At 70.8% G+C, this 21,991-nt stretch carries 25 protein-coding genes and 1 tRNA gene; 4 read left to right on the forward strand and 22 right to left on the reverse strand.

Annotation, left to right across the window (positions count from 1 at the left end; all coding sequences use genetic code 11):
* A partial coding sequence (locus C466_RS08890; protein ID WP_394295022.1) for a helix-turn-helix transcriptional regulator occupies positions 1-333 on the forward strand: 333 nt, incomplete at its 5' end.
* Positions 334-375: 42 nt separating this feature from the next.
* Here C466_RS08890 and C466_RS17515 read toward each other — a convergent pair.
* The 8 genes from C466_RS17515 to btuC all read right to left on the reverse strand — a co-directional run bounded on the left by C466_RS17515 (position 376) and on the right by btuC (position 6,148).
* Complete coding sequence (locus C466_RS17515) at positions 376-612, reverse strand: rubrerythrin-like domain-containing protein (protein WP_321163794.1); 237 nt, start codon at positions 610-612, stop codon at positions 376-378.
* A 36-nt stretch (positions 613-648) separates the two neighbouring features.
* Positions 649-1,056 (reverse strand): DUF4112 domain-containing protein, encoded by a 408-nt coding sequence (locus tag C466_RS08895; RefSeq protein WP_004598308.1) that lies wholly within the window; start codon positions 1,054-1,056, stop codon positions 649-651.
* A 267-nt stretch (positions 1,057-1,323) separates the two neighbouring features.
* A tRNA-Thr gene (locus C466_RS08900) sits at positions 1,324-1,396 on the reverse strand.
* A gap of 583 nt (positions 1,397-1,979) precedes the next feature.
* The gene (locus C466_RS08905; protein WP_004598307.1) at positions 1,980-2,369 is read right to left on the reverse strand and encodes a hypothetical protein; all 390 of its coding nucleotides are present in this window, start codon (positions 2,367-2,369) and stop codon (positions 1,980-1,982) included.
* Entirely contained in the window at positions 2,356-2,577 is a 222-nt protein-coding gene (locus C466_RS08910; RefSeq protein ID WP_004598306.1) for a hypothetical protein, read from the reverse strand. The genes C466_RS08905 and C466_RS08910 overlap by 14 nt, the downstream gene beginning before the upstream one ends.
* 85 nt (positions 2,578-2,662) lie before the next feature.
* A complete protein-coding gene (locus C466_RS08915; protein WP_004598305.1) occupies positions 2,663-3,658 on the reverse strand; it encodes a class I SAM-dependent methyltransferase in 996 nt (331 codons plus the stop codon).
* A 64-nt stretch (positions 3,659-3,722) separates the two neighbouring features.
* The gene (locus C466_RS08920; RefSeq protein WP_004598304.1) at positions 3,723-4,985 is read right to left on the reverse strand and encodes an ATP-binding cassette domain-containing protein; all 1,263 of its coding nucleotides are present in this window, start codon (positions 4,983-4,985) and stop codon (positions 3,723-3,725) included.
* Positions 4,982-6,148 carry a vitamin B12 ABC transporter permease BtuC gene (btuC, locus tag C466_RS08925; RefSeq protein WP_049897581.1) on the reverse strand — a complete coding sequence of 389 codons (1,167 nt, stop codon included), beginning with the start codon at positions 6,146-6,148 and terminating at the stop codon, positions 4,982-4,984. The genes C466_RS08920 and btuC overlap by 4 nt, the downstream gene beginning before the upstream one ends.
* A 62-nt stretch (positions 6,149-6,210) precedes the next feature.
* Here btuC and C466_RS08930 point away from each other — a divergent pair, with 62 nt between their 5' ends.
* Positions 6,211-7,440, forward strand: coding sequence for a PGF-CTERM-anchored ABC transporter substrate-binding protein (locus C466_RS08930; protein ID WP_004598302.1), 1,230 nt, complete (start codon positions 6,211-6,213; stop codon positions 7,438-7,440).
* A gap of 48 nt (positions 7,441-7,488) precedes the next feature.
* Here the strand turns inward: C466_RS08930 and C466_RS08935 are convergent, their stop codons facing one another.
* Together C466_RS08935 and C466_RS08940 are read right to left on the reverse strand one after the other, a co-directional pair.
* The gene (locus C466_RS08935) at positions 7,489-8,736 is read right to left on the reverse strand and encodes a pyridoxal-phosphate dependent enzyme (RefSeq protein ID WP_004598301.1); all 1,248 of its coding nucleotides are present in this window, start codon (positions 8,734-8,736) and stop codon (positions 7,489-7,491) included.
* A gap of 491 nt (positions 8,737-9,227) precedes the next feature.
* A complete protein-coding gene (locus tag C466_RS08940; RefSeq protein WP_004598300.1) occupies positions 9,228-9,788 on the reverse strand; it encodes a hypothetical protein in 561 nt (186 codons plus the stop codon).
* A 98-nt stretch (positions 9,789-9,886) separates the two neighbouring features.
* On the opposite strand from C466_RS08940, the gene C466_RS08945 reads away from it, so the two are divergent.
* Complete coding sequence (locus tag C466_RS08945) at positions 9,887-11,209, forward strand: NAD(P)/FAD-dependent oxidoreductase (protein ID WP_004598299.1); 1,323 nt, start codon at positions 9,887-9,889, stop codon at positions 11,207-11,209.
* A 30-nt stretch (positions 11,210-11,239) separates the two neighbouring features.
* On the opposite strand, the gene C466_RS08950 is transcribed toward C466_RS08945, so the two are convergent.
* From C466_RS08950 to C466_RS08990, 9 genes are all read right to left on the reverse strand, one after another.
* Complete coding sequence (locus C466_RS08950) at positions 11,240-11,422, reverse strand: hypothetical protein (protein WP_004598298.1); 183 nt, start codon at positions 11,420-11,422, stop codon at positions 11,240-11,242.
* Between the two features lie 74 nt (positions 11,423-11,496).
* Entirely contained in the window at positions 11,497-12,708 is a 1,212-nt protein-coding gene (locus tag C466_RS08955) for a thiamine pyrophosphate-dependent dehydrogenase E1 component subunit alpha (RefSeq protein WP_004598297.1), read from the reverse strand.
* A gap of 21 nt (positions 12,709-12,729) precedes the next feature.
* Complete coding sequence (locus tag C466_RS08960) at positions 12,730-13,212, reverse strand: hypothetical protein (protein WP_004598296.1); 483 nt, start codon at positions 13,210-13,212, stop codon at positions 12,730-12,732.
* Between the two features lie 63 nt (positions 13,213-13,275).
* Positions 13,276-14,316 carry an NAD(P)-dependent alcohol dehydrogenase gene (locus C466_RS08965; RefSeq protein WP_004598295.1) on the reverse strand — a complete coding sequence of 347 codons (1,041 nt, stop codon included), beginning with the start codon at positions 14,314-14,316 and terminating at the stop codon, positions 13,276-13,278.
* A gap of 165 nt (positions 14,317-14,481) precedes the next feature.
* The gene (locus C466_RS08970) at positions 14,482-15,273 is read right to left on the reverse strand and encodes a metallophosphoesterase (RefSeq protein ID WP_004598294.1); all 792 of its coding nucleotides are present in this window, start codon (positions 15,271-15,273) and stop codon (positions 14,482-14,484) included.
* Positions 15,270-16,028: a J domain-containing protein gene (locus tag C466_RS08975; protein WP_004598293.1), complete on the reverse strand. Its 759-nt coding sequence runs from the start codon at positions 16,026-16,028 to the stop codon at positions 15,270-15,272. The genes C466_RS08970 and C466_RS08975 overlap by 4 nt, the downstream gene beginning before the upstream one ends.
* 106 nt (positions 16,029-16,134) lie before the next feature.
* Positions 16,135-16,392: an MTH865 family protein gene (locus C466_RS08980; RefSeq protein WP_004598292.1), complete on the reverse strand. Its 258-nt coding sequence runs from the start codon at positions 16,390-16,392 to the stop codon at positions 16,135-16,137.
* A gap of 200 nt (positions 16,393-16,592) precedes the next feature.
* The gene (locus C466_RS08985) at positions 16,593-17,078 is read right to left on the reverse strand and encodes a DUF371 domain-containing protein (protein WP_004598291.1); all 486 of its coding nucleotides are present in this window, start codon (positions 17,076-17,078) and stop codon (positions 16,593-16,595) included.
* Positions 17,079-17,157: 79 nt separating this feature from the next.
* A complete protein-coding gene (locus tag C466_RS08990; protein ID WP_004598290.1) occupies positions 17,158-17,988 on the reverse strand; it encodes an amidohydrolase family protein in 831 nt (276 codons plus the stop codon).
* A gap of 145 nt (positions 17,989-18,133) precedes the next feature.
* On the opposite strand from C466_RS08990, the gene C466_RS08995 reads away from it, so the two are divergent.
* A complete protein-coding gene (locus C466_RS08995) occupies positions 18,134-18,601 on the forward strand; it encodes a GNAT family N-acetyltransferase (protein ID WP_004598289.1) in 468 nt (155 codons plus the stop codon).
* A 79-nt stretch (positions 18,602-18,680) separates the two neighbouring features.
* Here the strand turns inward: C466_RS08995 and C466_RS09000 are convergent, their stop codons facing one another.
* From C466_RS09000 to C466_RS09010, 3 genes are all read right to left on the reverse strand, one after another.
* Complete coding sequence (locus C466_RS09000; RefSeq protein WP_004598288.1) at positions 18,681-19,868, reverse strand: redox-regulated ATPase YchF; 1,188 nt, start codon at positions 19,866-19,868, stop codon at positions 18,681-18,683.
* A 426-nt stretch (positions 19,869-20,294) separates the two neighbouring features.
* Complete coding sequence (locus tag C466_RS09005) at positions 20,295-20,486, reverse strand: hypothetical protein (protein WP_049902618.1); 192 nt, start codon at positions 20,484-20,486, stop codon at positions 20,295-20,297.
* Positions 20,487-20,737: 251 nt separating this feature from the next.
* Positions 20,738-21,847 carry an OBG GTPase family GTP-binding protein gene (locus C466_RS09010; RefSeq protein WP_004598287.1) on the reverse strand — a complete coding sequence of 370 codons (1,110 nt, stop codon included), beginning with the start codon at positions 21,845-21,847 and terminating at the stop codon, positions 20,738-20,740.
* Positions 21,848-21,991: the final 144 nt, after the last annotated feature.

Below are 21,991 nucleotides of genomic sequence, written 5' to 3' on the forward strand. Positions count from 1 at the left end.
GTGTATAAGAGACAGCTGTTGAGCAACGAAGAGCAGGTGCTCCGGCTGATCGAGGCGCAGGGCGGGCGGATGAAACAGAAGCAGGTGGCCGAGGAGCTGGACTGGACCGCCGCGAAGACGAGCCAGGTGGTGACTGGACTGCGCGACGAGGGCGACCTCGACGGCTTCCGACTGGGCCGCGAGAACGTCCTCTCGCTCCCCGACTACGACCCCGAGGCAGATTCGGGTGGAGACGACGAGGACGAGAGCGACGACGGCGACGGGAGCGACGTCGACGAGGAGAGCGGCGGCAGGAACGGGAGCGACGAGCGCGACGCTACCGACGGCTCCTGACCGGACCGACGGCGGTCCGCACAGCGTTCCGCCCGACCGGGGTCACAGGTCCCGCGAGCGGCCGATGTGTAGCAGCTCACCCCCGCACTCGCACTCGCCGGGCGAGTCCGTCCGTCGACCGCATTCGAAACACTCGTACACTTCTTCGCTGTCGCACTCGTATTTTGGTCGCATATCAACCGATACGCTCCCGTGATAGATAATCACACGCCTAATATTGTTTGGATAATATAAACCAGTTTGCACGAGCCGGTGACCGAACGATCGGAATCCCGACATCGGCGGGCCTCGAACCGAGCGAGTTCCGGTGAACTCCTACGCCTCTGCGGCGAGCTCTTCGATCACCAGCTCGAAGTTGCGCGTGTTGGCCTTCCAGACGACGTCGAAGAGGTCGCCGACGACCGGGACCGCCCCCACGAGCACGTCCAAAGAGATGTTCGCGATCATTCTGAGCTGTGTCGTGTCGGAGACGCCGAGACGGGCCGCCTCGACCACGATATACAGCGAGACGCCGCCGCTGAGTACGTCTCCCGCACCCGGGAGGATGCCGAACAGCGGATCGATTCCGATACGATACCCGACGACCGGAACGCGGACGCCCTCGTCGAGGACGTACGCGAGGATTAGGACGCGCTTGACCGCCGCTCGGTCGACTGACTCCGGGAGGCGCGCGATCCGCTCGTTGGCCTCGGTCAGAAACTCGCTCTCCTGTGCGCTCGGCATACACCACGTACAGTTTCCCGCTGAATAACGCTGCTGTCGGAAATTCACCCTACGAGCCACAGCAAGTGATCGTATGCCGCTTATCAGGGGGTTCACTGAGCGATCGAAAACGGACCCGGCAGCGCATGGCTGCGACCCTTCGACTCCGCGTTGGTCCGTCAGAAGAGCCGGAGGGGGATTGTGAACAACGGCCGGACTCGCTCGCGCTCGTCCGGCCTCGTTCAAATCCCGCTTTGGCTTCCGCTGCTCACGTTGTCCACAGCAGGAAGCCGGAGGGGGGATTTGAACCCCCGACCTATTCCTTACGAAGGAATCGCTCTGCCAGCTGAGCTACTCCGGCACGCATGCTTCAATTCCCGGACGGAAAAATAAGGGTTCCGAAACGGGGACGGGGCGGCGATCCGCCGCGCCGAGCCGCGCGGTGAAATCGGCGAATTGTTCCGACAATAACCGGACGGACGTCTCGAATATGCTCATTTTCTGTTTCGAGACGAGCAAGAAATCGGAACACAATACAAGTGTATAAGGAAAAAGACTAAATACGTGTTCGGACTTCAATCCGAGTGTGCTGACACCGCCCGCGCGCCGAGACGGCGGGGATCGAATCCCCCGGCGGTGCGTGCCCGGTCGAAGCCCGTACCGGGCGGCGATAGCCTCGCCGGTCGTCGCCCTCACGGCGACTCGGCGCGGCCGTCATCCCCAGCAGCGTCCCGTCGCGGCTACCGTGTGAACCGCGTCTCCGACGCGCCAAGCGCAGAATCGCCTCTGGTCCGAGACTGCCGCCGCGACCGCTTGTCATGTGACGGGCCCCGGCCGCCCGCCCCCGACCCCCCTCGGGGCGGCGCGGCGTTCTCGCAGTTTCGACCGCTCCCCGCGAGCGACCGGACCGGTCGGCGCGCTCGGTCGGCGTCGGACGACCCGCGCTACGAGAACAGCCGCCGCGCCCGGCGGATCGCGGCGGAGAGGTCGCCGTACCCTGCGCCGACGACTCCGGCGAGCCGCAGCTCCGCGGGCGCGAGGCCGAGCCGGTGCGAGAGCGGTCCCGGTCGCGCGTCGGCCCCCGCGACCGCGACCGTTCGGCCGCGGACCCTGACCTCGGCGGTGAGGCCCGCGCGCATCAGCTCGGCGAGGGCGCGGTTCGAGACGGACTCGTCCGGCAGCCGCCGGGCGATACGGAGGGCGTCGCGGAGGCTCTCGACCTCGACGAACAGCCGGCGGTCGGTCGCGTGGACCGCCGCGTCGACGCCGTCCACCGAGAGCGTCAGGTCGTCGGTCTCGACCGAGAGCCGCGGGCCCGACTCACTCAGACTCACTCGTCGTGACCCGAACTCCGCCGTCGACGCGCCACTCGGCGTGCTCGACGTCGTCCCCCGTCCCGCTCGGCACCTCGACGGTCAGGTCGTCGAACTGGTAGTGAATCTCCGCGTTTCGGCCGGTCAGTCGGTCGTACAGTCCGATCGCTAAGTCCGGCCAGGTGGTCGTCTCGTCGATGCGCTCCTCTGGGTCTGCGGCGTCGCTCATACGAACACATGTTAGAGAGTAACACTCATAAACGGACGCCCTGACGTGTCGTGCCAGTGTTCCGAGGCGGCGCGTCGCGACCGGGTCAGCCCTCGGCGCGCGTCAGGCGCACGTCGAGACAGACGTTGTACTCGTGGGGGGCGTACGACCGGACGACGCGCTCGGCCTCGACCTCGACCGCGTAGTCGTCGCCCGCGGCGGCCTCGACCGCCCGGCGGCCCGGGCCGAACGGGTCGTCCTCGTGTTGGATGTCGTAGTAGTGAACCACGCAGTCGTCGCCCGCGAGCGTGACCGCGGTCTCCAGGAACTCCTCGGCGGAGTGCGGGAGGTTCATCACGAGGCGGTCGGCCGTGTCGGCGTACTCGTCGGCGATCTCGCGCACGTCGCCAGCGATCGCAGTCACCCTATCCGCGACGCCGTTGCGCTCGGCGTTCTCGCGGAGGTACTCGACCGCGCGCTCGTTGAGGTCGCACGCGACCACATCGGCGCCTCGGGAGGCCATGGGCACCGCGTACGGCCCCACGCCGGCGAACATGTCGACCGCCGACTCCCCGGCTCCGACCTGTTCGACCACCCGGTTGCGCTCGGTCGCGAGCCGCGGGGAGAAGTACACCTCGGCGACGTCGAGCGCGAACTCGTGGCCGTACTCGCGGTGAACCGTCTCGGTGCCGTTCCCGGCCAACACGTCCCACCGGCGGACCCGGAGCTCGCCCTCGATCGGCGACGCGCGGTTGAGGACGGTGTCGCAGGGGAGGTCGGCGGCCATCACGGCGTCGGCGATGTCGCGAGCGCGCTCGTCGTCGTCCTCGTCGACGATGACGATGTCGCCGAGCCGCTCCAGGGAAGGCTCGTAGCCGAGGATCTCCGCGGGCGTCGTGGGTCGGTCACGGGCCGCCGCGTCGCGCTCGACGACCCGGTCCGCGAGGTCGGCGGGCACTCGGTCGCGCCCGGAGACGGGGATGTAGATCGTGTCGTCTTCGACCGCGATCTGATGGTCGCCGTCGAGGGCGTCGGCGCCGGCGAGCCGGCTCCGGACGCTTTCGCCGCGCTCGCGGTCGACGGCGACGCAGGGGACGCTCATCGTCGGAGGGACGCGGGCGAGCGAATAAACGGTGACGCTTCGCGGGCGGCGTGAGCGCGAGAACTCACTCACCGTCCGCGGTCGTGGCCGCGACCGCGTCGAGCAGCTCCGCGCCGCTCGCGTCCGGCGAGACCGGGACGACTCGGTCCGCGGCCGCGGCCACCTCGGCGTTCGGGCCGTCCGCGACCCCGACCACCTCCGCCGGGCCGTCCGCGGTCGTGGGCCGGCCCTCGGCGGTTCCGACCGCGAGCGTCGCGTCCGCGTCGGCCGCGAGCTCGCGGGCCGCCGCGAGCGTCGCCTCGGAGGGGGCCTCGAACGGCGGCGCCGTCACGGCGGTCGCGCCCGCGTCAGCGGCGGCGCCGGCGGCCGCGTCGCCCGGCGGGACCACGCCGACCGAGGGCTCGTGGCCCGCGGCGGCCAGTCGGGCGACGACGCGCGCGGTCGGCCGCCCCCTACCGATCACGTGGACGCGCCGACTCTCGACGTCGCTGTGCGGGAAGGCGGTCACCGCGGGCGCTCCGGTCGCCGGGTCGCGGCCGACGAACGCCTCCGCGTCGAAGGCGGCGCCGACGGTCGACGCGGACAGCACCGACTCCGGCGGGCCGGCGGCCCGGACCCCGCCGTTCGCGAGGACGACGACCTCGTCGCAGTACCGCGCCGCGGCGTCCAGGTCGTGGATCGCGGCGATCGCGCCCCGGTCGCCGTCGTCGACGAACGCGCGGACCAGCTCGAGCGTCTCGACCGCGTGGTTCACGTCGAGGCTCGCGGTCGGCTCGTCGAGGAGGAGGAGCGGGGCCGCCTGCGCCAAGGCCCGCGCGAGCAGCACGCGCTGGCGCTCGCCGCCCGAGACCTCGGTGATCGACCGGTCGTCGAAGCGCGCGACGTCGGCCGCGGCCATCGCGGCGTCGACCGCGGCGTCGTCCTCGACGCCGTGGGCGTCGAAGCGGCCGAGGTGCGGCGTCCGCCCCATCTCGACGACGTGGCGCACGCGGAAGTCGAACGCGAGGTTCGTCGCCTGCGGCACGCTCGCGACGCGCCGCCCCACCTGCTTGGCCGACAGCGACGCGGCCGGGTCGCCGCCGATCTCGACGGTCCCCGCGTCCGGTTCGACGGCGCCGGTCACCGCGCGCAACACGGTGGTCTTCCCGGCGCCGTTGGGCCCGACGAGGCCGACCAGCGAGCCGGGCTCGACCCGGAGGTCGACGCCGGAGATGACGTCGAGGTCGCCGAAGGAGACGGCCACGTCCGAGGCCGACAGCAGCGGCGCGTCGCCGAACGAGAGCGCCGTGTCGGGCAGCGACGAGGGGGGAGAGCGGTCGGCGCTCACAGCTCCGTCACCTCCCGGGTCACGAGCAGGTAGACGAAGAAGGGCGCGCCGACCGCGGCGGTGATGATGCCGACCGGGTACTCCGCGGCCGCCGAGCGCGCGACGGTGTCGGCCGCGACGAGGAAGGTGCCGCCGGCGAGCGCCGCGGACGGGAGCAGCACCCGGTGGTCCGGCCCGACGACGAGCCGGAGCATGTGCGGGACGATGAGGCCGACGAACCCGATCACGCCGGCGAACGCGACGCCGGCGGCCGTGACGAGCGCCGACGCCGCGAGCAGCACGCGCTTGGTGCGCTCCACCGCGATGCCCAGCCCGCGCGCCTCCTCCTCGCCGAGCAGGAGGACGTTGAGGTCGCGGGCGTACGCGAGCAGCACGGCGAAAAGCGGCGGCACGACGGCCGCGGTGACGGCGACCTCGCTCCACGCGGCGCCCGAGAGGTGGCCCATCAGCCACGCGACGATCTGCCGGAGCGACTCGCCGGCCTGAAGCTGGAGGTAGGAGACGACCGCGCCGAGGAACGTCTGGACGGCGACGCCCGCCAGGAGGAGGGTGGCGACCGGGGTCCGGCCGTTCCGCGTCGCGATCGCGTACACGCCGAAGGCGGCGACGAGCGCGCCGACGAACGCGAAGAGGCTCGTCCCCGCGCCGCGCGAGAGCGCGACCTCGACGGGACCGAGGAGCGGGAGGGCGATCGTCGTCGAGAGCGCGGCGGGGAAGACGATGAACGCGACCGCGCCGACCGCCGCGCCCGAGGAGACGCCGATGATCGACGGGTCCGCCATCGGGTTGCGGAAGAACCCCTGCATTACCGTGCCGGCAGACGCGAGCGCGAAGCCGACGAGCGCGGCGAGCAGGATCCGCGGGAGCCGCACGCCCACGACGATCTGCTGGTGGACGGAGTCGACGGGGAACGCGAACGGCGACGCGAACGCGAGGTCGACGCTCGGGATCGTGAGGGGACCCACGCCGGGTATCGGCAGCGGGCCGACGCCGCCCGCGCTCGTCTCGATCCCCGCCGGCACCGCGACCGCGTTCAGCACAGACTTCATCACGGTCTCCGGCGGGATTCGAACCGGTCCGATCGCGGCGCTGCCGACGACGACGACCGCGAGCAGCGCGGCTCCCGCCGCCGACCACGCCGCCGATCGCACCCAGGGTCGCATACGTACTCCAACACAACTTGTAGTAGGTAAATACTTATTGGACGAGCCCGCCCCTCGATCCGATGCGAAACAGCTTCGCGATCGCGATGGCCGTGCTGGTGACGACCGCCCTGATCGGGGGCGTCGCCGGGACGGTCGCGGGCGCACAGCCGACGATATCGACCGACGGACCGACGGCGGGCGCGCAGCCGGCGGTCGGCGCCGCGGGCGCGACGGGGACCGGCCCCGCACAGACGGACGGCGCCTGCGGGTTCCCGTTCAACGCGACCGACGCCACCGGCGAGACGGTGACGCTGGAGGAGCGGCCCGAGCGGATCACGACGATCAACCCGTCGGCCGCGCAGACGCTGTGGGAGCTCGGCGAGCAGGACCGCGTCGTCGGCGTGAGCCAGTTCGCCTTCTACCTCGACGGCGCCGAGGAGCGCGCGAACGTCTCCGCCGAGTTCGGCGCGAGCGTCGAGCGCGTCGTCGACACCGAGCCCGACCTCGTGCTGGCGCCGAACTCTTCGGCGGCCGACGTCGAGCCGCTCCGCGAGCAGGGGCTGACCGTCTACCACTTCCCGGCGGCGACGGACGTCGAGGACATCGCCGAGAAGACGGAGACGATCGGTCGGCTCGTCGGCGCGTGCGACGCCGCCGCGGAGACCAACGAGGAGATGTACGACGCCGTCGACGCCGCCGAGGAGCGGACGGCCGACGTCGACCGCCCCGCCGCGCTGTACCCGCTCGGCGGCGGCTACGTCGCGGCGAACAACACCTTCATCGACGCGATCATGAACATCGGCGGGGCCGACAACGTCGCGGCCGACTACGAGGGGTACCCGCAGCTCTCCGACGAAGTCATCCTCGAATCGAACCCCGAGCTACTCTTAGTCACCGACTCCGAGGCCTCCATCCTCGAGCAGGAGCCGTACGCCAGCACGACCGCGGGCGCCGAGGACAGCTACGTGGTGATGAACGTGAACTACCTCAACCAGCCGGCGCCGCGCAGCGTGATCGAGTCCACGACGACGCTCTCGAACGCGGTGGTCGAACTCCAGGGCGAGGGCAGCGAGTCGACCGACGGCGCCGACGACGGTTCGTCGGACGGCGACTCCTCGGAGGATGGAGAGTCGTCGGCGGACGACACGTCTGACGGTTCCGACGACGGCTCGTCGACTGACGACGCGGACGGGAACGCGAGCGAAGGTGACGGAAGCGACGAGAACACGGGCGATTCGGCGCCCGGATTCGGCGTCGTCGCGGCCGCACTCGCGCTGCTCGCGACCGGGCTGCTCGCACGGCGCGACTGAGTCGAACCCGCATCGGATTCGACCCCGGCCGGATCGGCGGTTTTCTTTTTAAATACCCTGGCCCATCAGGTGGCTGCGCAGGATGTCCGGGGTCTTCAGCCCGGCGTCGCTGTTGAGCAGCACGACGGTCTCGTCGCCGTCGAAGAAGTCGTCCTCAGCGAGCGCCCACGCGCCGGCGGGGGCCGCCCCACCCGCCGCGCCCATCTCGACGACCTCGTTCTGCGCCACGGCGACCGCGCTCGCGAGGATGTCGTCGTCGTCGACGCCGACCGCGGTCCCGCCGCTCTCGGTGACCGCCTCGACGGCCGCCGCGCCGCCCGCGGGGTCCGGGATCTCCAGCTCGCCGCAGATGGTGTCGGGCGTCCCCCACGGCTCCGGCTCGTCGAGGCCGCGCTCGACCGCGGCCGCGATGGGCGCGCAGCCCGACGCCTGCGCGGCGACGACCTTCGGCGCCCCGTCGATCGCGCCGACCCGCTCCAGCTCCGAGAATCCCTTATAAACGCCGGCGACGACCTCGCCGGAGCCGGTCGGGACGACGACGACGTCCGGGGCGTCGCCGAGGTCGGCGACGAGCTCGAACGCGACGGTCTTCGCCCCTTCGTGGCGGTACGGCGTCGCGAACTCGCCGAGGTCGGAGTAGTCGGTCTCCAGCTGCTCGTCGACCGCCTCGGCCGCGTCCGGGAAGCGCCCGCCGACCACGCGCATCTCGCCGCCGTGGACGTTCGTCATCGACTTGTTCGAGAACGCGCAGCGCGAGGGAACGAAGGAGTACGATCGCAGGTCCGCGCGGCCCGCGTACGCCGCCATCGACTGCCCGGCGTTGCCCGGGCTCGCGCAGACGAGCGGCTCGACGTCCGCGCCGTCGGCCGCGCGCTTCGAAACTGCGGTCACGGCGAGCGACAGGCCGCGGTCGAGGACGGTCCCCGTGGGGTTCCGCCCCTCGTCTTTGACGTACACCGATTCCACGTCCAGCTCGTCGGCGAGCCGCTCGGTGGCCACGAGCGGCGTGGCGCCCTCGCCCGCGGTGAGCGCGTCATCGGCCGCGAAGGGGAGCAGCGCGTCGAACCGCCAGTGCCCCCTCGCGGTCGCGGGCGCGGTCCGGGCGTCGCCGCTCCCCCCGCGGGCCGCGGGGTCGAACAGGTCGTCCGGATCGACCGCGTCGTAGTCGTAGACCGGGTCGAGGCCGCGCGCCCGCTCTTCGTCGTCGATCGACGCCGCGTCGGCGGTCTCGTGGACGCGCCCCGACGCCCGACTTTTTAAACCGCGAAACGCCGGCGTGGTCTCGAAATCAGCCATACCGAACGTTGCGGCGGCGGCGACTAATCGCTTCGCACTCGGAGACGGATCTCCGTTGACTGACACCCCGAACATGCGGTGGCGCGTGCCGACGAGCGCCCGACAGGGCGCGAGTCGCACGCGCGAGCGACGCGGTGAGTGAGGGGCGACCGCAGGGAGCCCCGAACGAGCCGCGAGGCTGGGGAGGCGTGAGGCCGCGGTGCTGTGCGGGGCGGGACTCGAAGGGGCAGCCGCGAGGCGGGCGCAGGCGACGCAAGCACCGGAACGAGGAAGCGAACGCAGTGAGCGACCGAGTGAGGAGCGCAGCGAGCGTGCGCCCGCCTCGCGGCTGGGGCTTCGGTGGCGTTCGTGTCGGCCGTCGGTTTATAAGCGACTACGTACGGCCGAGCGGCTGGGGCTTTGCGGGCGTTCGCGTCGCTTCGCGATTTATAAACGCCTGAGTCCGACACCGCGACACAGTTGAATCCGGACCGCTCACCGGCTCCGGAATTTCACCACTGCGAGGAGGGTGGCAGTCGGAAGAGCGCGATCAGCCGACCGAGCGCGTACACCGCGGCGTACAGGAACGCAGACGAGGGCGCCGCGACGAGGAGCGCGAGGTACGTCCCGAACGTGCCGGTCCCACCGATTGCTCGGAACCAGACCGTCCGGCTCACGGCTCGAAGCCGATCCCACCGAAACGTGAGGACCGTCAGCCCGCCGCCGAGAACCGCCCCGGCGACGACGGCGACGAGGACGGACGTCCCCGGAGACCGGAGCGAAGCGACGACGGCCGAGGGAGATTCGAACCCGCCCAAAACAACGGTGAGAAACGCGAAGACGAGCAGCGCCGCGCCGAGCTGGAAGAGGTCCGCGGCTCGCGCGTCGATGATACTCCTCGACGAGGCGGCATCCGGGTCGAACAACCGGTCTGACAGCCCGAATCCGGCCAGCCCGAACAGGGCGACCGGCGCGCCGAGCGCGGCGCTCGCGTCCGGACCGCTGACGGACAGCCAGACACCGAGCGGGACGAGAGCGAGGGACAGCCACCGGCCGAGTTCGACTCGATCCACGCGTGGAACTCGCGCGGTCCCGACAAAAGCGTGGTCACCGCGACGTCCGCGAGCCGATCCCGCAGCCGCTTATAAACCCGCGACCCGATACTCGACGTATGAACGGAGACGCCACGGTCGTCGGCGGCGGACTGGCGGGGCTGGTCGCGGCGACGCACCTCGCCGAAGTGGGCGCGGACGTGACGCTGTACGAGCGACGGCCCGAGGTCGGCGGGCGCGTGCGGACGGAGACGGTCGACGGCTTCACCCTCGACCGCGGGTTCCAAGTCCTCTTCTCCAACTATCCCGCGGTCAAACGCGAACTCGGCGCCGGAGGTCTCGACGACCTCGACTTGCGCACGTTCGCCCCGGGCGCGACGATCTGTCGCCCCGGCTCGCGTTCGACGCTCGGGGACCCGCTCCGCGACCCGCTCTCGGCGATTCCCTCCCTCCTGAACGACGAGGTCTCCTTCTCCGACAAGCTCCGGACGCTCGCGCTCCGGTACGACCTCGCGAACCGCGACGAGGACGAGTTCTTCGCCGGGCCGGACGCGCCGATCCGCGAGTACCTCCGCGACTGGGGGTTCGCCGACGACTACGTCGAGAACTTCGTGGAGCCGTTCTACGGCGGGATCACCCTCGACCGCACCCTCTCGACCTCCAAGCACGTCTTCGAGTACACGTTCCGCGCGATGGGCCGCGGGTCGATCGGCGTCCCCGCCGAGGGGATGGCCGCGCTCCCCGCCGCGCTCGCCGACCGCGCCCGCGAGGCGGGCGTCGAAATCGAGACGGGCGAGGACGTGGATGCGGTCCGGATCGCGGGGCAGGGCCGGATCCCGTTCCGGTCCGGCGCGGCCGACGCCGACGGCGCCACCGTGGAACTCGCGGACGGCTCGACCCGCGAGACGGACGCCGTCGTCGTCGCGACCTCGCCGCCCGAGGCCCGGCGGCTCACCGGCGTCGAGTCGGTCCCCACGGAGGGCGTGCCGAACGTCACCGGCTGGTACGCGCTCCCGGCGGGCGAGTCGTTCGAGACCGGCGAGCGCATCCTGCTCAACGCGGCCGAGGAATCACCCAACGCCGTGGTCCCCATGTCGGAGGTCGCGCCCGAGTACGCGCCCGACGACCGCCCGCTGCTGGCCGCGACGTTCCTCGGCGAGGACTCGCTGGAGCGCGACGAGGAGGCCCTCCGCGGCGACGTGCGCGAGGCCCTCGACGCGTGGTTCCCCGAGCGCGACGTCTCCGGGCTGGAGACCCTCGACGTCCACCGGATCCGGTTCGCGCAGTTCGCGCAGCCGCCGGGCGTCCACGCCGACCTTCCGGACGTCGACGACCCGGACGGACCGGTGACGCTCGCCGGCGACTACACCGAGTGGTCGTCGATCCAGGGCGCGCTGGAGAGCGGCCGGAAGGCGGCCGAGGCGGCGGCGGAGCACCTGTAACCGCCCCGGCCGCACCGTGCCGTGCGCGTCTCACGGCAGCGCGCCGGACCGCCGTCCCCGGACGAGCCCGTACCCGACGAGCGCGGCGAGGACGGCCACCCCCACCGTGATCTCCCTCGCGTACCGGAACCCGACCCCGAACAGGAGGAGGGCGTTCGTCGCCAGCAGGAGCAGGATCGCGTCGAGGCGGGTCCGGAGGGCGGCGTCGTTCATGCGGGCACACCTCCCGGCGGACCAATAGGCGTGCTGGTCCTCGGAGCGCGGGCGGCACCCCCTCGCGGTCGACGCTACTCCTCCCGCAGGAACGCGTCCTCGCCGTGCTCCTCGACGGCCCCGAGCAGTTCGTCGCGCTGGCGGCGGACCTCGGGCGGGAGCTCGGCGTACGCGTGGTCGAACATGTCGCGCGGGTCGGCCTCTATCGACTCCGCGAAGTCGATCGCGTCGGCGACGACGTCGGCGGCCTCGTCGCGGATCGCCGCGACGCCCTCGTCGTCGATCCGCCCGGTCTCGCGGAGGAACGCCTCCATCCGGTCGAGCGGATCGAGCGCGCGCCACGGGTCCACGTCGTCGGGGTCGCGGTAGGCGGTCGGGTCGTCGGCGGTCGTGTGCGCGCCGAACCGGTACTCGACGAACTCGATGAGGACGGGGCGGGGGTCGTCGCTCTCCGCGTCGTCACCGGTGCCGCGAGCGCGCTCGGCCGCCTCCCGCGTGACCGCGTAGCTCGCGAGCGGGTCCATCCCGTCGACGCGGACGCCGTCGAACCCGTAGGCGGTCGCCTTCTGCGCGAACGTGTCGCTCGCGGTCTGTCGCTCTCCCGGGATCGAGATCGCCCACCCGTTGTTGTGACAGCAGAACAGCGTCGGCGTGTCGAACACGCCCGCGAAGTTCATCGCCTCGTGGAAGTCGCCCTCGCTGGTCGCGCCGTCGCCGAAGTGGCAGGCGACGACGCGGTCTTCCTCCTGATAATCGAACGCCCACGCGGCGCCGACCGCGTGCGGGAGGTGTGCCGCGATCCCGATGTTCAGCGGGAAGACGTTTCCGTCGGCGATCGCCTCGGTCCCGGACTCGTGGCCCATCCAGTACGGGAGGTACTCGCCGAGGAGGTCGCGGACGACGACCGCCCCGTGCTCGCGGTACTGGTAGCTTATCAGGTCGTCGTCCGCGAGCGCGTGCGTCGAGCCGACCGCCGACCCCTCCTGGCCCGCGCAGGGGGCGTACGTGCCGATCCGTCCCTGCCGCTGGAGGCTCACCGCGCGCTCGTCGAACCGGCGGGTGACCACCAGGTCGCGGTAGATCGCGCGGAACCGCTCGTCCGAGAGGTCCGGAACCGTCGCGTCGGACAGCGGGCTCCCGTCCGGCCCGAGCACCCGATAGACGTCCGCGTCGGCGAGCGGGTCGGCGGGGCCGCCGGCGGTGTCGGCGGGGCCGCCGGCGGTGTCGGCGGGGCCGCCGGCGGTGTCGGCGGTGTCCGCGGCGCCGTCGGCGCCGTTCTCGTCCATGGGGTCCCGTGTGCGCGCCGGTCACAAGGAGTTAGCGGTCCCGGGGCCGTCGGATGCCCCTCGGCTCCGCCGGCGGACGTAGGTGATCGGGAGGCCGACGACGACGCCCGCGACGGAGACCGCGGCGAACACGAACCCGACGAGCAGCCGCACGGGATCGGCCGCGAGCATCTCCGGGCTCCAGACGGAGACGAACCGAGCAGTCCAGAGGGTCCCCGTGACGAGCGCCGTGAGCAGTCCGAACGCGGCCCCCCGGAGGTACGTGACCGTCCCGCGGCGCTCGACGAGCGCCCACCAGACGAGAGCGCCGGCGAACAGCGCCGGGGCCGCGAGGATCGGCACGACGAGCGCGGTCGGGAGGCCGATCACCTCGCCGAAGAGGCCGAGCACGGTCGAGAGGGAGGCCGCGGTGAGCGCGGCGCAGGCGAACGCGTAGACGCCGGCGAAGAGCGACCAGCGTCGAGACGCGCGCGCACCGGCCGCGGACGAGGTCGAACTGTCCATACCACGACATCACTCACGCCGAGGAAAGCTCTTGCCGTAGGTGAAACGTCGGCTTGTCTCTTCTCAGGGCGTGATGACGGCGCGCCCGTCGATCTCGCGGTGTTCGAGCTTCTCGGCGACCGCGTTGATCTCGCCGAGGTCGTACCGGCTGGTGTGGAGGTCGACGTCGCCCTGCTCGACGAGCGCGACGAGCTCCTGGAGCTCGGCGTACCGGCCGACGATGTTGCCGACGAAGGAGAACTCGCCGTTCACCAGCGCCTGCGACGGCTCGTGGACGTGGCCGCCGTAGCCGATGACGTGGTGGTCGCCGCCGGCGGCGGTGATCTCGGGGGCGTAGGAGGTCGTCACGTCCTCGCCGACGAAGTCGAGCACCTGCGCCGCGCCGGTGCCGTCCGTAATCGATTCGATCTCGGCCGCGACGTCGTCCTCGCTCGGATTGATCAGGTGGTCGGCGCCGTAGCCGTCGGCCAGATTCAGCGCCGAGTCCTTCAGGTCGACCGCGGTGACCCGGGCCGCGCTCATCGCGTCGAGACACTGGAGGCCGATGTGGCCGAGCCCGCCGACGCCGATGACGACCGCGTGGTCGCCGGGGTTTAGGTCGGCGACCGCCTTCTTCGCGGCGTGGTACGCGGTGATGCCGGCGTCGGCGTGGGGGGCGATGTCGATCGGCTCGACGCCCGACGGCAGCGGGATAACCGAGCGCTCGCTGGTGTGGAGGTACTCGGCGAAGCCGCCGTCGGTGGTGAGCCCGTTGAACGCGTCGTTCTCGCAGTACATCGTCTCGCCGAGCCGACAGGGGCGACACGTGCCGCAGGTCTGGACCGGGTGACAGATCACCGGGTCGCCCGGCGAAACCAGATCCACGTTGTCGCCGGTCTCGACGACGGTGCCGGCGTTCTCGTGGCCCAGGGTCAAGGGGAGCTCCTGCGGGACGTACTCGGCCCACATCCCCTCGATGATGTGGTTGTCCGTCTGGCACCACCCCGCCCCCTCGACCTCGACGATCACGTCGTCCGGCCCCGTCGCCGCCGGCCTGTCTACCTCGTCGATGGTAAGCCCCTCGCTCATGTCGTCGGTGTACTCGTGGAGTCTCGCGGCTTCCATGCGTGAGAAACTCACGCGGAATTCACATAAACGTTCGTTGCGGACTCCGGCGTCGGGTCGCGGCCCCCGAGGGACCGCGAGTCGGTCCTCGGGGGAGGGAGAAGAGGAGAGAGAAGAGGAGAGAGAAGAGGAGAGAGAAGAGGAGAGAGAAGAGGAGGGAGCGCGTCACAGCAGCCGGTCGAACGCGCCCAGCGGCGGGAACCGGAGCGGCTCCCCGCGATCTGCGTCGTACACGATCGGGGCGAGCGCGGCCGCGTCGCCGACGAGCGGGGAGTCGAGGCCGGCGCTCACGGCGTCATTGACCGCCACGCCCGGAGCGAGCCGGGTGAACGCGGGCAACACGAGGAGGTCGGCGCCGCGGTAGGTCCCCTCGCCGCGGAGGACGCAGGGACGGCGGTCGCCCTCGATCTCGATCGTGGGGTGGACGTGGCCGATCACGTACCGGTCCGCCGCCGCAGACGGCGCCTCGTGGCCGTGGCAGACGACGGTTCGGGACGTGTCGCTGACGCCGGCTTCGCGGTCCCCGGCGCCACCGAGAACCAACTCCTCGCGGACCGGGCCGTCCCACGCGTCCGCGAGCGCGGCGTCGTGGTTGCCCGCGACGAGTTCGAGGGCGGCGCCGCGTGCGTCGCAGGCGTCGCGGAGCGCGTCAAGCGCCTCGCGGGCCCTGTCGCTGACCCGGTCAAAGGTGTGGACGACGTCGCCGGCGACGACGACCGTCGCGGGGTCGAACCGGTCGAGCAGCGCGCCGATCCGGTCGACGAGGTCCGCGCGCTCGCCGAGCGGAAGCGAGACCGCGGAGGCCTCGCCGCGGCCGACGTGGAGGTCGGCGACGACGAGCGCGTCGGCCTCCGAGAGGTACACCGCGCGCTCCGCGAACGCGACGTCTGAGAAGGGGGTTCCGGCTCCGGTCTCGGGCCCGACTCCGGCCCCGGCCTCGGCGTCTCGCCCCGTCACCGCCCGTACCCGGTCGAGCGCTCGCGGCGGCGGTCCGCGTCGCGGTCGGCCGGACCGCCGTCGACGTGGTTGCGGGCGGTCGCGTACGCCTCGCGGACGCGCCGGAACGACTCCTCGTCGCCGCCCTGATCGGGGTGCGTCTCCTTGACGCGCTCGCGGTAGGCGCCCTTCACCGCGTCGAGGTCGGCGTCGCGGTCGAGGCCGAGCTCGTCGAAGGCGTCGCCGACGGGATCGGCGCGGCCGGCGGGGCCGCCCGGCCGTGAGGGGCCGGTAGCGGAGCGGTCGGTTCCAAAGCGACCGCCGCCGAAACGGGCGGAGCGGCCGGCGTCCGGACCGGACTCGGCGGTCGCCCAGTCGGGCTCGTCGACGTCGAACGGGAGCCGACGGCCGAGCCCGCGCCCCGGCATCTCGTGTTCGCAGAGGACGGTGTAGACGCCCTCGCCCTCCAGCCGGAAGTAGTCGTGCGCGTCGAAGGTGATGGCGACGCCGCGCTCGGGGAGGTAGAAGGGGACCGACACGTCGTCGAAGGCGTGGTCTTCTGCGAACCGCTCGTCGGCCCCGGTCAGGTACGTCCGGATCTCGCGGCGGCGGCGCTCGTCGCCGGCGGCGCCGCGGCGGCCGGCCGACGCGGCCGGAGCCGGCACGAACCGGTCCCCGAGGTAGAAGGCGAGCGCGACCACCCCGGTGGCGGCGATCCCGAGGCCGACACCCCAGAGGACCCACCGCGGCACCAACGTCGTGAGCTCGGCGAACACACCCGTCGTAGCGGCTCCGCGGTAATCAACCTCCCGCCGGCGCGTCGGCTACGGGGTCACGGAGCGTGGGACCGTCGGCAGAAACGTTCCGTTTCGGTCGGCCGGCTCAGATCATTCCCTTCGCTTCGAGCCCGTCGAGGATGTCGTCGACGAGCTCCTCGGCGGTGTCGTAGGGGAACTCCTGTTCGCTGCCGAGCTTCGCCGCCATCTCCATCGCGGTGAAGCTCACGTCGCCGGCCTCGAACTTCGTCGCCGGGCCGTCCGGCAGCGCGGGGACGAGGTCCATCTGGTTCTCGACGGGGAAGTCTGCGCCGCCGAACGCCTCTAAGAACTGTTCGCGGAGTTCCGCTTTCACGTCGCTCATACACTGTTCATCCCGCGACCCCCGCAAAAGGGTTGCGGAACAACAGTGAACTCATTTAGGGTTGTCAGGTTTCGTGACGGCGGCCGTCTGTCGCGACTGTTCCGCCGTGGCGGCCGGTGGGACGCTGTTCCGCCGCGGCGGCCGGTGCGGACGCGACCGCCACGGGGGCACGCGGCGCGGGCCGAGGCGGCGGGCGGTCGTTACTCGCCGGGCTCGACCGCCAACCGAAGCGTGAGGTCCGCACCGTCGGCCAGCGCGGCGACGAGGGCGCGGTCGAGGTCGGCCGCCGCGCCGTCGCCGTCGACGAGTATCGTGCGCTCGTCGTCCGTGTAGCCGCTCGTCCGGCCGACCATCGAGCGGTCGTCGAGCAGCGCGAGGCCGGGGTCGCCGCGGCCGGTGACCGTCTCCTCGAACGTCTCGTCGCCCGCCTCGACGACGAGCGTCGCCTCGATCGTCGCGTCCGCGTCCCGACACGCCTCGCGGAACTCGGTCGAGAAGTCTCGCGGGGTCCGGTCCGCCTCGACGCCGACGATACAGTCGCCGGCGGGGGTGAGCCAGTCGTCGGTCGTGAGTTCGAACGTGCTCGCGTGCTCGGCGGTGACGTTCTCGTGGCCGACCGCGCGGACGACCTCGACGTGGGGGTCGTCGACGGCGGTCCGCGGGGCGTCTGCGTCCTCGTCGCTCATTGTCGGCGGTCGGCGGCGACGCGACAAGTGGCCGTCGCTTCGGCGCCGGGAGGCGGTCCGCGGGCGACGGTTTCCGGCGTCAGACGTCCGCGCCCTCGGCGAGCGCGGGGACGAGGCGGGCGGGGTTCTTCGCGAGGACGCGGGCCATCAAGTCCTCGGAGACGTCGAGTGTGAGCACCTCCATCACGCCGACGTTCGGGTGAACGTCGGGCGCGCCGGAGCCGAAGAGGACGCGGTCGGGGTGTTCCAGCACGCCGCGTTCGAGCACCTCGCGGTACCGCACCGCGCTCGTGTCGACGTACAGCCGGTCGTACTCGTCGAGCAGGTCGAGCGTCTCGTTCATCAGGTCCGCGTCCAAGGGATACCCCCCGAAGCTCCCCAGCACGATCGGGAGGTCGTAGCCGAGCAGCTCCGTCTCGACGGCCTCGGGCGGGAACTCCCGGCCCGCGTGGACGAAGAGGGGGAGGTCGGCGTCCTCAAGCCGAGCCAGCACGTCCTCGTTCGGGAGGCCGTCGACGTGGGGCGCGAGCGTGAAGCCGTGGAAGCGGTCGTCGTAGGAGTACTGCTCGACGTCGTCCGGCCGGGTGTGGTGGTCGTCGCGCTCGGCGCGGAGGTTCCGGACCGCCGACACGGGCCCCGTCCCCGAGTCGCGTGGGCCGTTGAGGCGGGCGAACGCGACGAACGGGCGGTCGATCGACAGCCGGGCGACCGCGTTGTTCGCGCGGAGGTAGCTCCGCCCGGCGGCGCGCTGGCCGGGGCTCGCGACCGCGCGGACGATGCCCGCCTGTAGCATCTCGCGTTCCAGCCGCTCCGGCGAGATGTCCCGCCCGTGGGTGGCGACCGACGACTCGTCGGGGTCGAGGGTCGCGCGGGTGTCGACGATCCGGAAGTCGTGTTCGAGCCCGAGCATGGCCGCTCTCTACCGACCCGTCTCGGGCGACCCGCATGTGCCTGTCGGTCGCACGGCGGGCGCTCGGCCCGCCTCGGCGCCCCGGACGCGACGCCGACGCACGCCGAACGAAGGCTGAAGTGGTCGCCCGCCGACACCGGGCGGCATGGAACTCGTGGAGGCCGACGAGAGCGACCTCGACGCCCTCGTCGAGCGGTGGTACGACCTCGCGACGGCGATGGAGCGGTACTCGGCGCTGAACGAGATCGCGTACGCCGACGTGGCGGAAGTCCCGGACGACGGGTTCCGCGCACACCTCGACGACCCGGACGTGACCGACTACCTCGTCGTCGTCGACGGCGAGACGATCGGGTTCGTCACCCTCGAAACGGGTGACCGACCCTCCCGAGAGCGTGGCCGGTACCTCGACGTGGTAAACCTCGAGATCGACCCGGACCACCGGAACGTGGGGAACGGCACGGCGGTCGTCGACCGGGTGACGGAGATGGCTCGCGAGGAGAACCGCGACTACGTCACCGTCTCCTGCGAGTGGGGCAACGACGGCGCGCGGCGGTTCTACCGGGACGCGGGGTTCGAGCCCAAACAGGTGACGTACGCGCGCTCGTTGGAGTGAGCGGCGCCAGGGCTCGGACCGGGACGCGGCGGAGCCCGGAAGGACCCGGCAGGACCGAGAGCGCGTCGCTCCGCCCCGATCAGGGGCCCGCCGTCGAAACGATCTTCACCACGTCGCCCTCGGTGAGCTCGTGGTTCTCGCCGATCCGACGCGAGGCGCGCGCGTCGACCGCGTGGAGGTACCCCTCGCCGATGTCGGAGTGGACCGCGTACGCGAGGTCGTGGGGGGTCGCCCCCGAAGGCAGGAGGAACGCGTCCGGGAGGACGTTCCCCGTCCCGTCGGTCCACTTGCCGGCGTCCTGGACCGGGTAGGCGGTGATCCGGTCGAGCAGGTCGTAGACGGCCGCGTTCAGCGCGGTCTGGACCCCCGTGCCACCGTGGGTCGCCATCGACTCGCGGAGGGCGTCGAGGCCGGCGCGCTGGTCGTCGGAGACGTCGCCGACGACCTCGAACGACTCGTCGCCCGGGTCGTAGTCGACGACGCCCGCTTCCGCGGCGCGCCGGAGGGCGAGCTCGCCGTCGGCGGTCGCGGGGATCACGGGCTTGTCGGTCTCCTCGCGGATGCGGTCGACCGCGCCGTCGGGCGCCGCGTCGACCTTGTTCGCGACGACGACGATGGGCTTGGTGCGGCGGCGGACCGCCCGCGCGAGCGCCTCGCGGTCGTCGTCGTCCCACGCCTTCGGGTCGTCGGGGTACTCCAGGTCGCGGAGGACCGCGGTCACGTCGCGCTCGGTCGCGCCGAAGCCGGTGAGCATGTCCGACAGCGCGGCTTCGAGGTCGAAGTCCGGCGAGCGGGACTGCCGCTCGACGCCCTCCCAGTTGCGGTCGACGATGCCCGCGAGCCAGAGGTCCATCTCCTCTTCGACGAAGTCCACGTCGTCGAGGGGGTCGTGGCTCCCGACCTCCACCGGCTCCCCCTCCGCGTTCGTCGCGCCCGAGGCGTCGACGACGTTCAACACGACGTCCGCGTTCGTCAGCTCGTCGAGGAACTGGTTGCCGAGGCCCTTGCCCTCGTGGGCGCCCGGCACGAGCCCGGCCACGTCGAGCAGTTCGACCGGGACGTAGCGCTTCCCGTCGCGGCAGTTCTCCGCCCCGCAGCGCTCCTCGCGGTCGAGGCAGGGGCACTCGGTGCGGACGTAGGTCACCCCGCGGTTCGGGTCGACCGTCGTGAACGGGTAGTTGGCGACGTCGACGTCGGCCATCGTGGCGGCGGTGTAGAAGGTGGACTTGCCGGCGTTCGGCTTGCCCGCGAGCGCGACCGTGAGCATACCCGAGGGTCGCGGCCCCGCGAAAAGCGCCTTTCGGTCGGGCGGGGGCAACAGGCGTGAGATCCGAGAAGACGAAGACTGAGGCTGTGCGGCGGCGCGCGCCTCCGAGTGGCCGCCGCCGGCGGCCACGAGGAGCGCGTGCGAGGGAGTCGCGGCCGTTTTTAAACGGCCGCGACGAGGCTGGGGAGGCGTGAGGTTGCGGTGCTGTGCGGGATGGGACTCAAAGGGGCAGCCGTGAGGACGAAGCACGCCGCAGTAAGCACCGCATCGAGGGAGTGAACGGCGTGAGCGACCGAGTGAGGAGCGCAACAAGGCGCGCGAGTCCTCACGGCTGGGGCTTTGGAGATGTTCGTCTCCGTTTGGGTCCTGTCGAGTTTTCTTTATCAGACAAGTTCTCACCTGAAACAGCCGGTCGATGAGAACTGCTTATATTGTGGTCAGTTGGTCCCGTTTTGTGTAGACAATGAGGGCGATGTAACCAGCAAACACTGTGTGTGCGGCATACAGCGTCTCTCTTTCAATCATGCCGGAATACCGTGTGACTGCTAAGATAAAGAATACGCCGTATAGGAGACAAGGGAGCGTAATGTATACTGTAATAGCCTTCTTCGGGGTCATGTTGCTTCATTTTCAACAACAGCATTAAAACCGTCAGATACGGGTGATTTCCACTTCGTCTGTATTGACCGATTCGTGAGCGCCCTGTACTGAGCGATTCGTGAGCCCCAGTACTGATCGGATACAGTTCAGAACGTATCCCCTACTGAGGATTTCAACGGATCCCTGCCTGTTGTCCGCTCGTCATCTGAGAACGATGAACGCGTCAGAAGAGGGAACAACCGCCCTACTGCTGTGATCAGCTCACAGACCTATTTCCGCGCGACGATCCGGAGCACGTCCTCGTCGGCCAGCTCGTGGCCCTTCCCGACCTGCTGGTCGTCGTGCTTCGCGCTGTCGCCGGACACGCGAGCAAATTTAAACCGCTCGTCGAACTCGCCGCCGAGCTTCGAACAGGCGTCGCCGACGGTGTCGCCCTCGAAGAGGATGAGGGGCTCCTCGTAGTCCACCCCCCGACCGGGCTTGTCCATATAAATACGAATGACGCCCAGCTCCTCCCAGAGCCGCTCCTTGAGCCCGTCGAGGCCGAGCTCCTTCTCGGCGGAGATGAAGAGCACGTCGTCGGGGTTCAAATTCCGCTCGCGCAGCTCCTCTTTCACCGTCGGGAGGTAGCTCTTGTCGATGAGGTCCGCCTTGTTCACGGTGACCATCGAGGGGAGGTACTCGCGGTTGTCCATCACGGCGTCGACGAGCTCGTCGATGGTCAGATCGTGGGGGATGGTGACCTTCGCGTTGACGTAGCCGTACTCACGGAGGACCTGCTTGACCGTCTCCTCGTCGAGACTCACGTCGTCGCTCATCGTCACGCCGAGCCCGTCCTTGTGGGTCTTCCGGATGTTGATGTTCGGCGGCTCGGTGTCGAGGCGGATGTTCGTCGCGTACAGCTCCTCGCGGAGGCGGTCGTACTGCTCGATTTCGAAGACGGAGAGCATGAACACGACGAGATCCGCCGTCCGGACCACGGAGAGCACCTCCTTCCCGCCCCCGCGACCGCCGGCGGCGCCCTCGATCAGCCCCGGCACGTCGAGGATCTGAATGTTCGCGCCGCGGTACTTCAGCATCCCGGGGTTGACGTCCAACGTCGTGAACTCGTAGGAGCCGACCTCGCTGTCGGCGTTGGTGAGGGCGTTGATGAGGGTGGACTTGCCGACGCTCGGGAACCCGACCAGCGCGACCGTGGCGTCGCCGTGCTTCTCGACCGCGTAGCCGTGGCCGCCGCCGGCGGAGGACTGGTTCTCCAGCTTCTCTTTCTTCTCCGCGAGCTTCGCCTTCAGACGCCCGATGTGTGCCTCGGTGGACTTGTTGTAGGGCGTCTCGGCGATCTCCTCGCGGAGGTCCTCGATCTCCTCCTCCAGTCCCATTACGATACCCTCGGCCGGTCGGCTCGTTAAAGGTGTTCCTTCGGTTCGCCGCCGCGCCGCCGCGGACCGAATCCCCCGACGACCGCCCGCGAACCGACGGATCGCCGCCGGGAGAGTGGTTGGAACGCCGATACTTCGACACGG

Source organism: Halorubrum distributum JCM 10118 (genome assembly GCF_000337335.1).
Classification (GTDB): domain Archaea; phylum Halobacteriota; class Halobacteria; order Halobacteriales; family Haloferacaceae; genus Halorubrum; species Halorubrum distributum.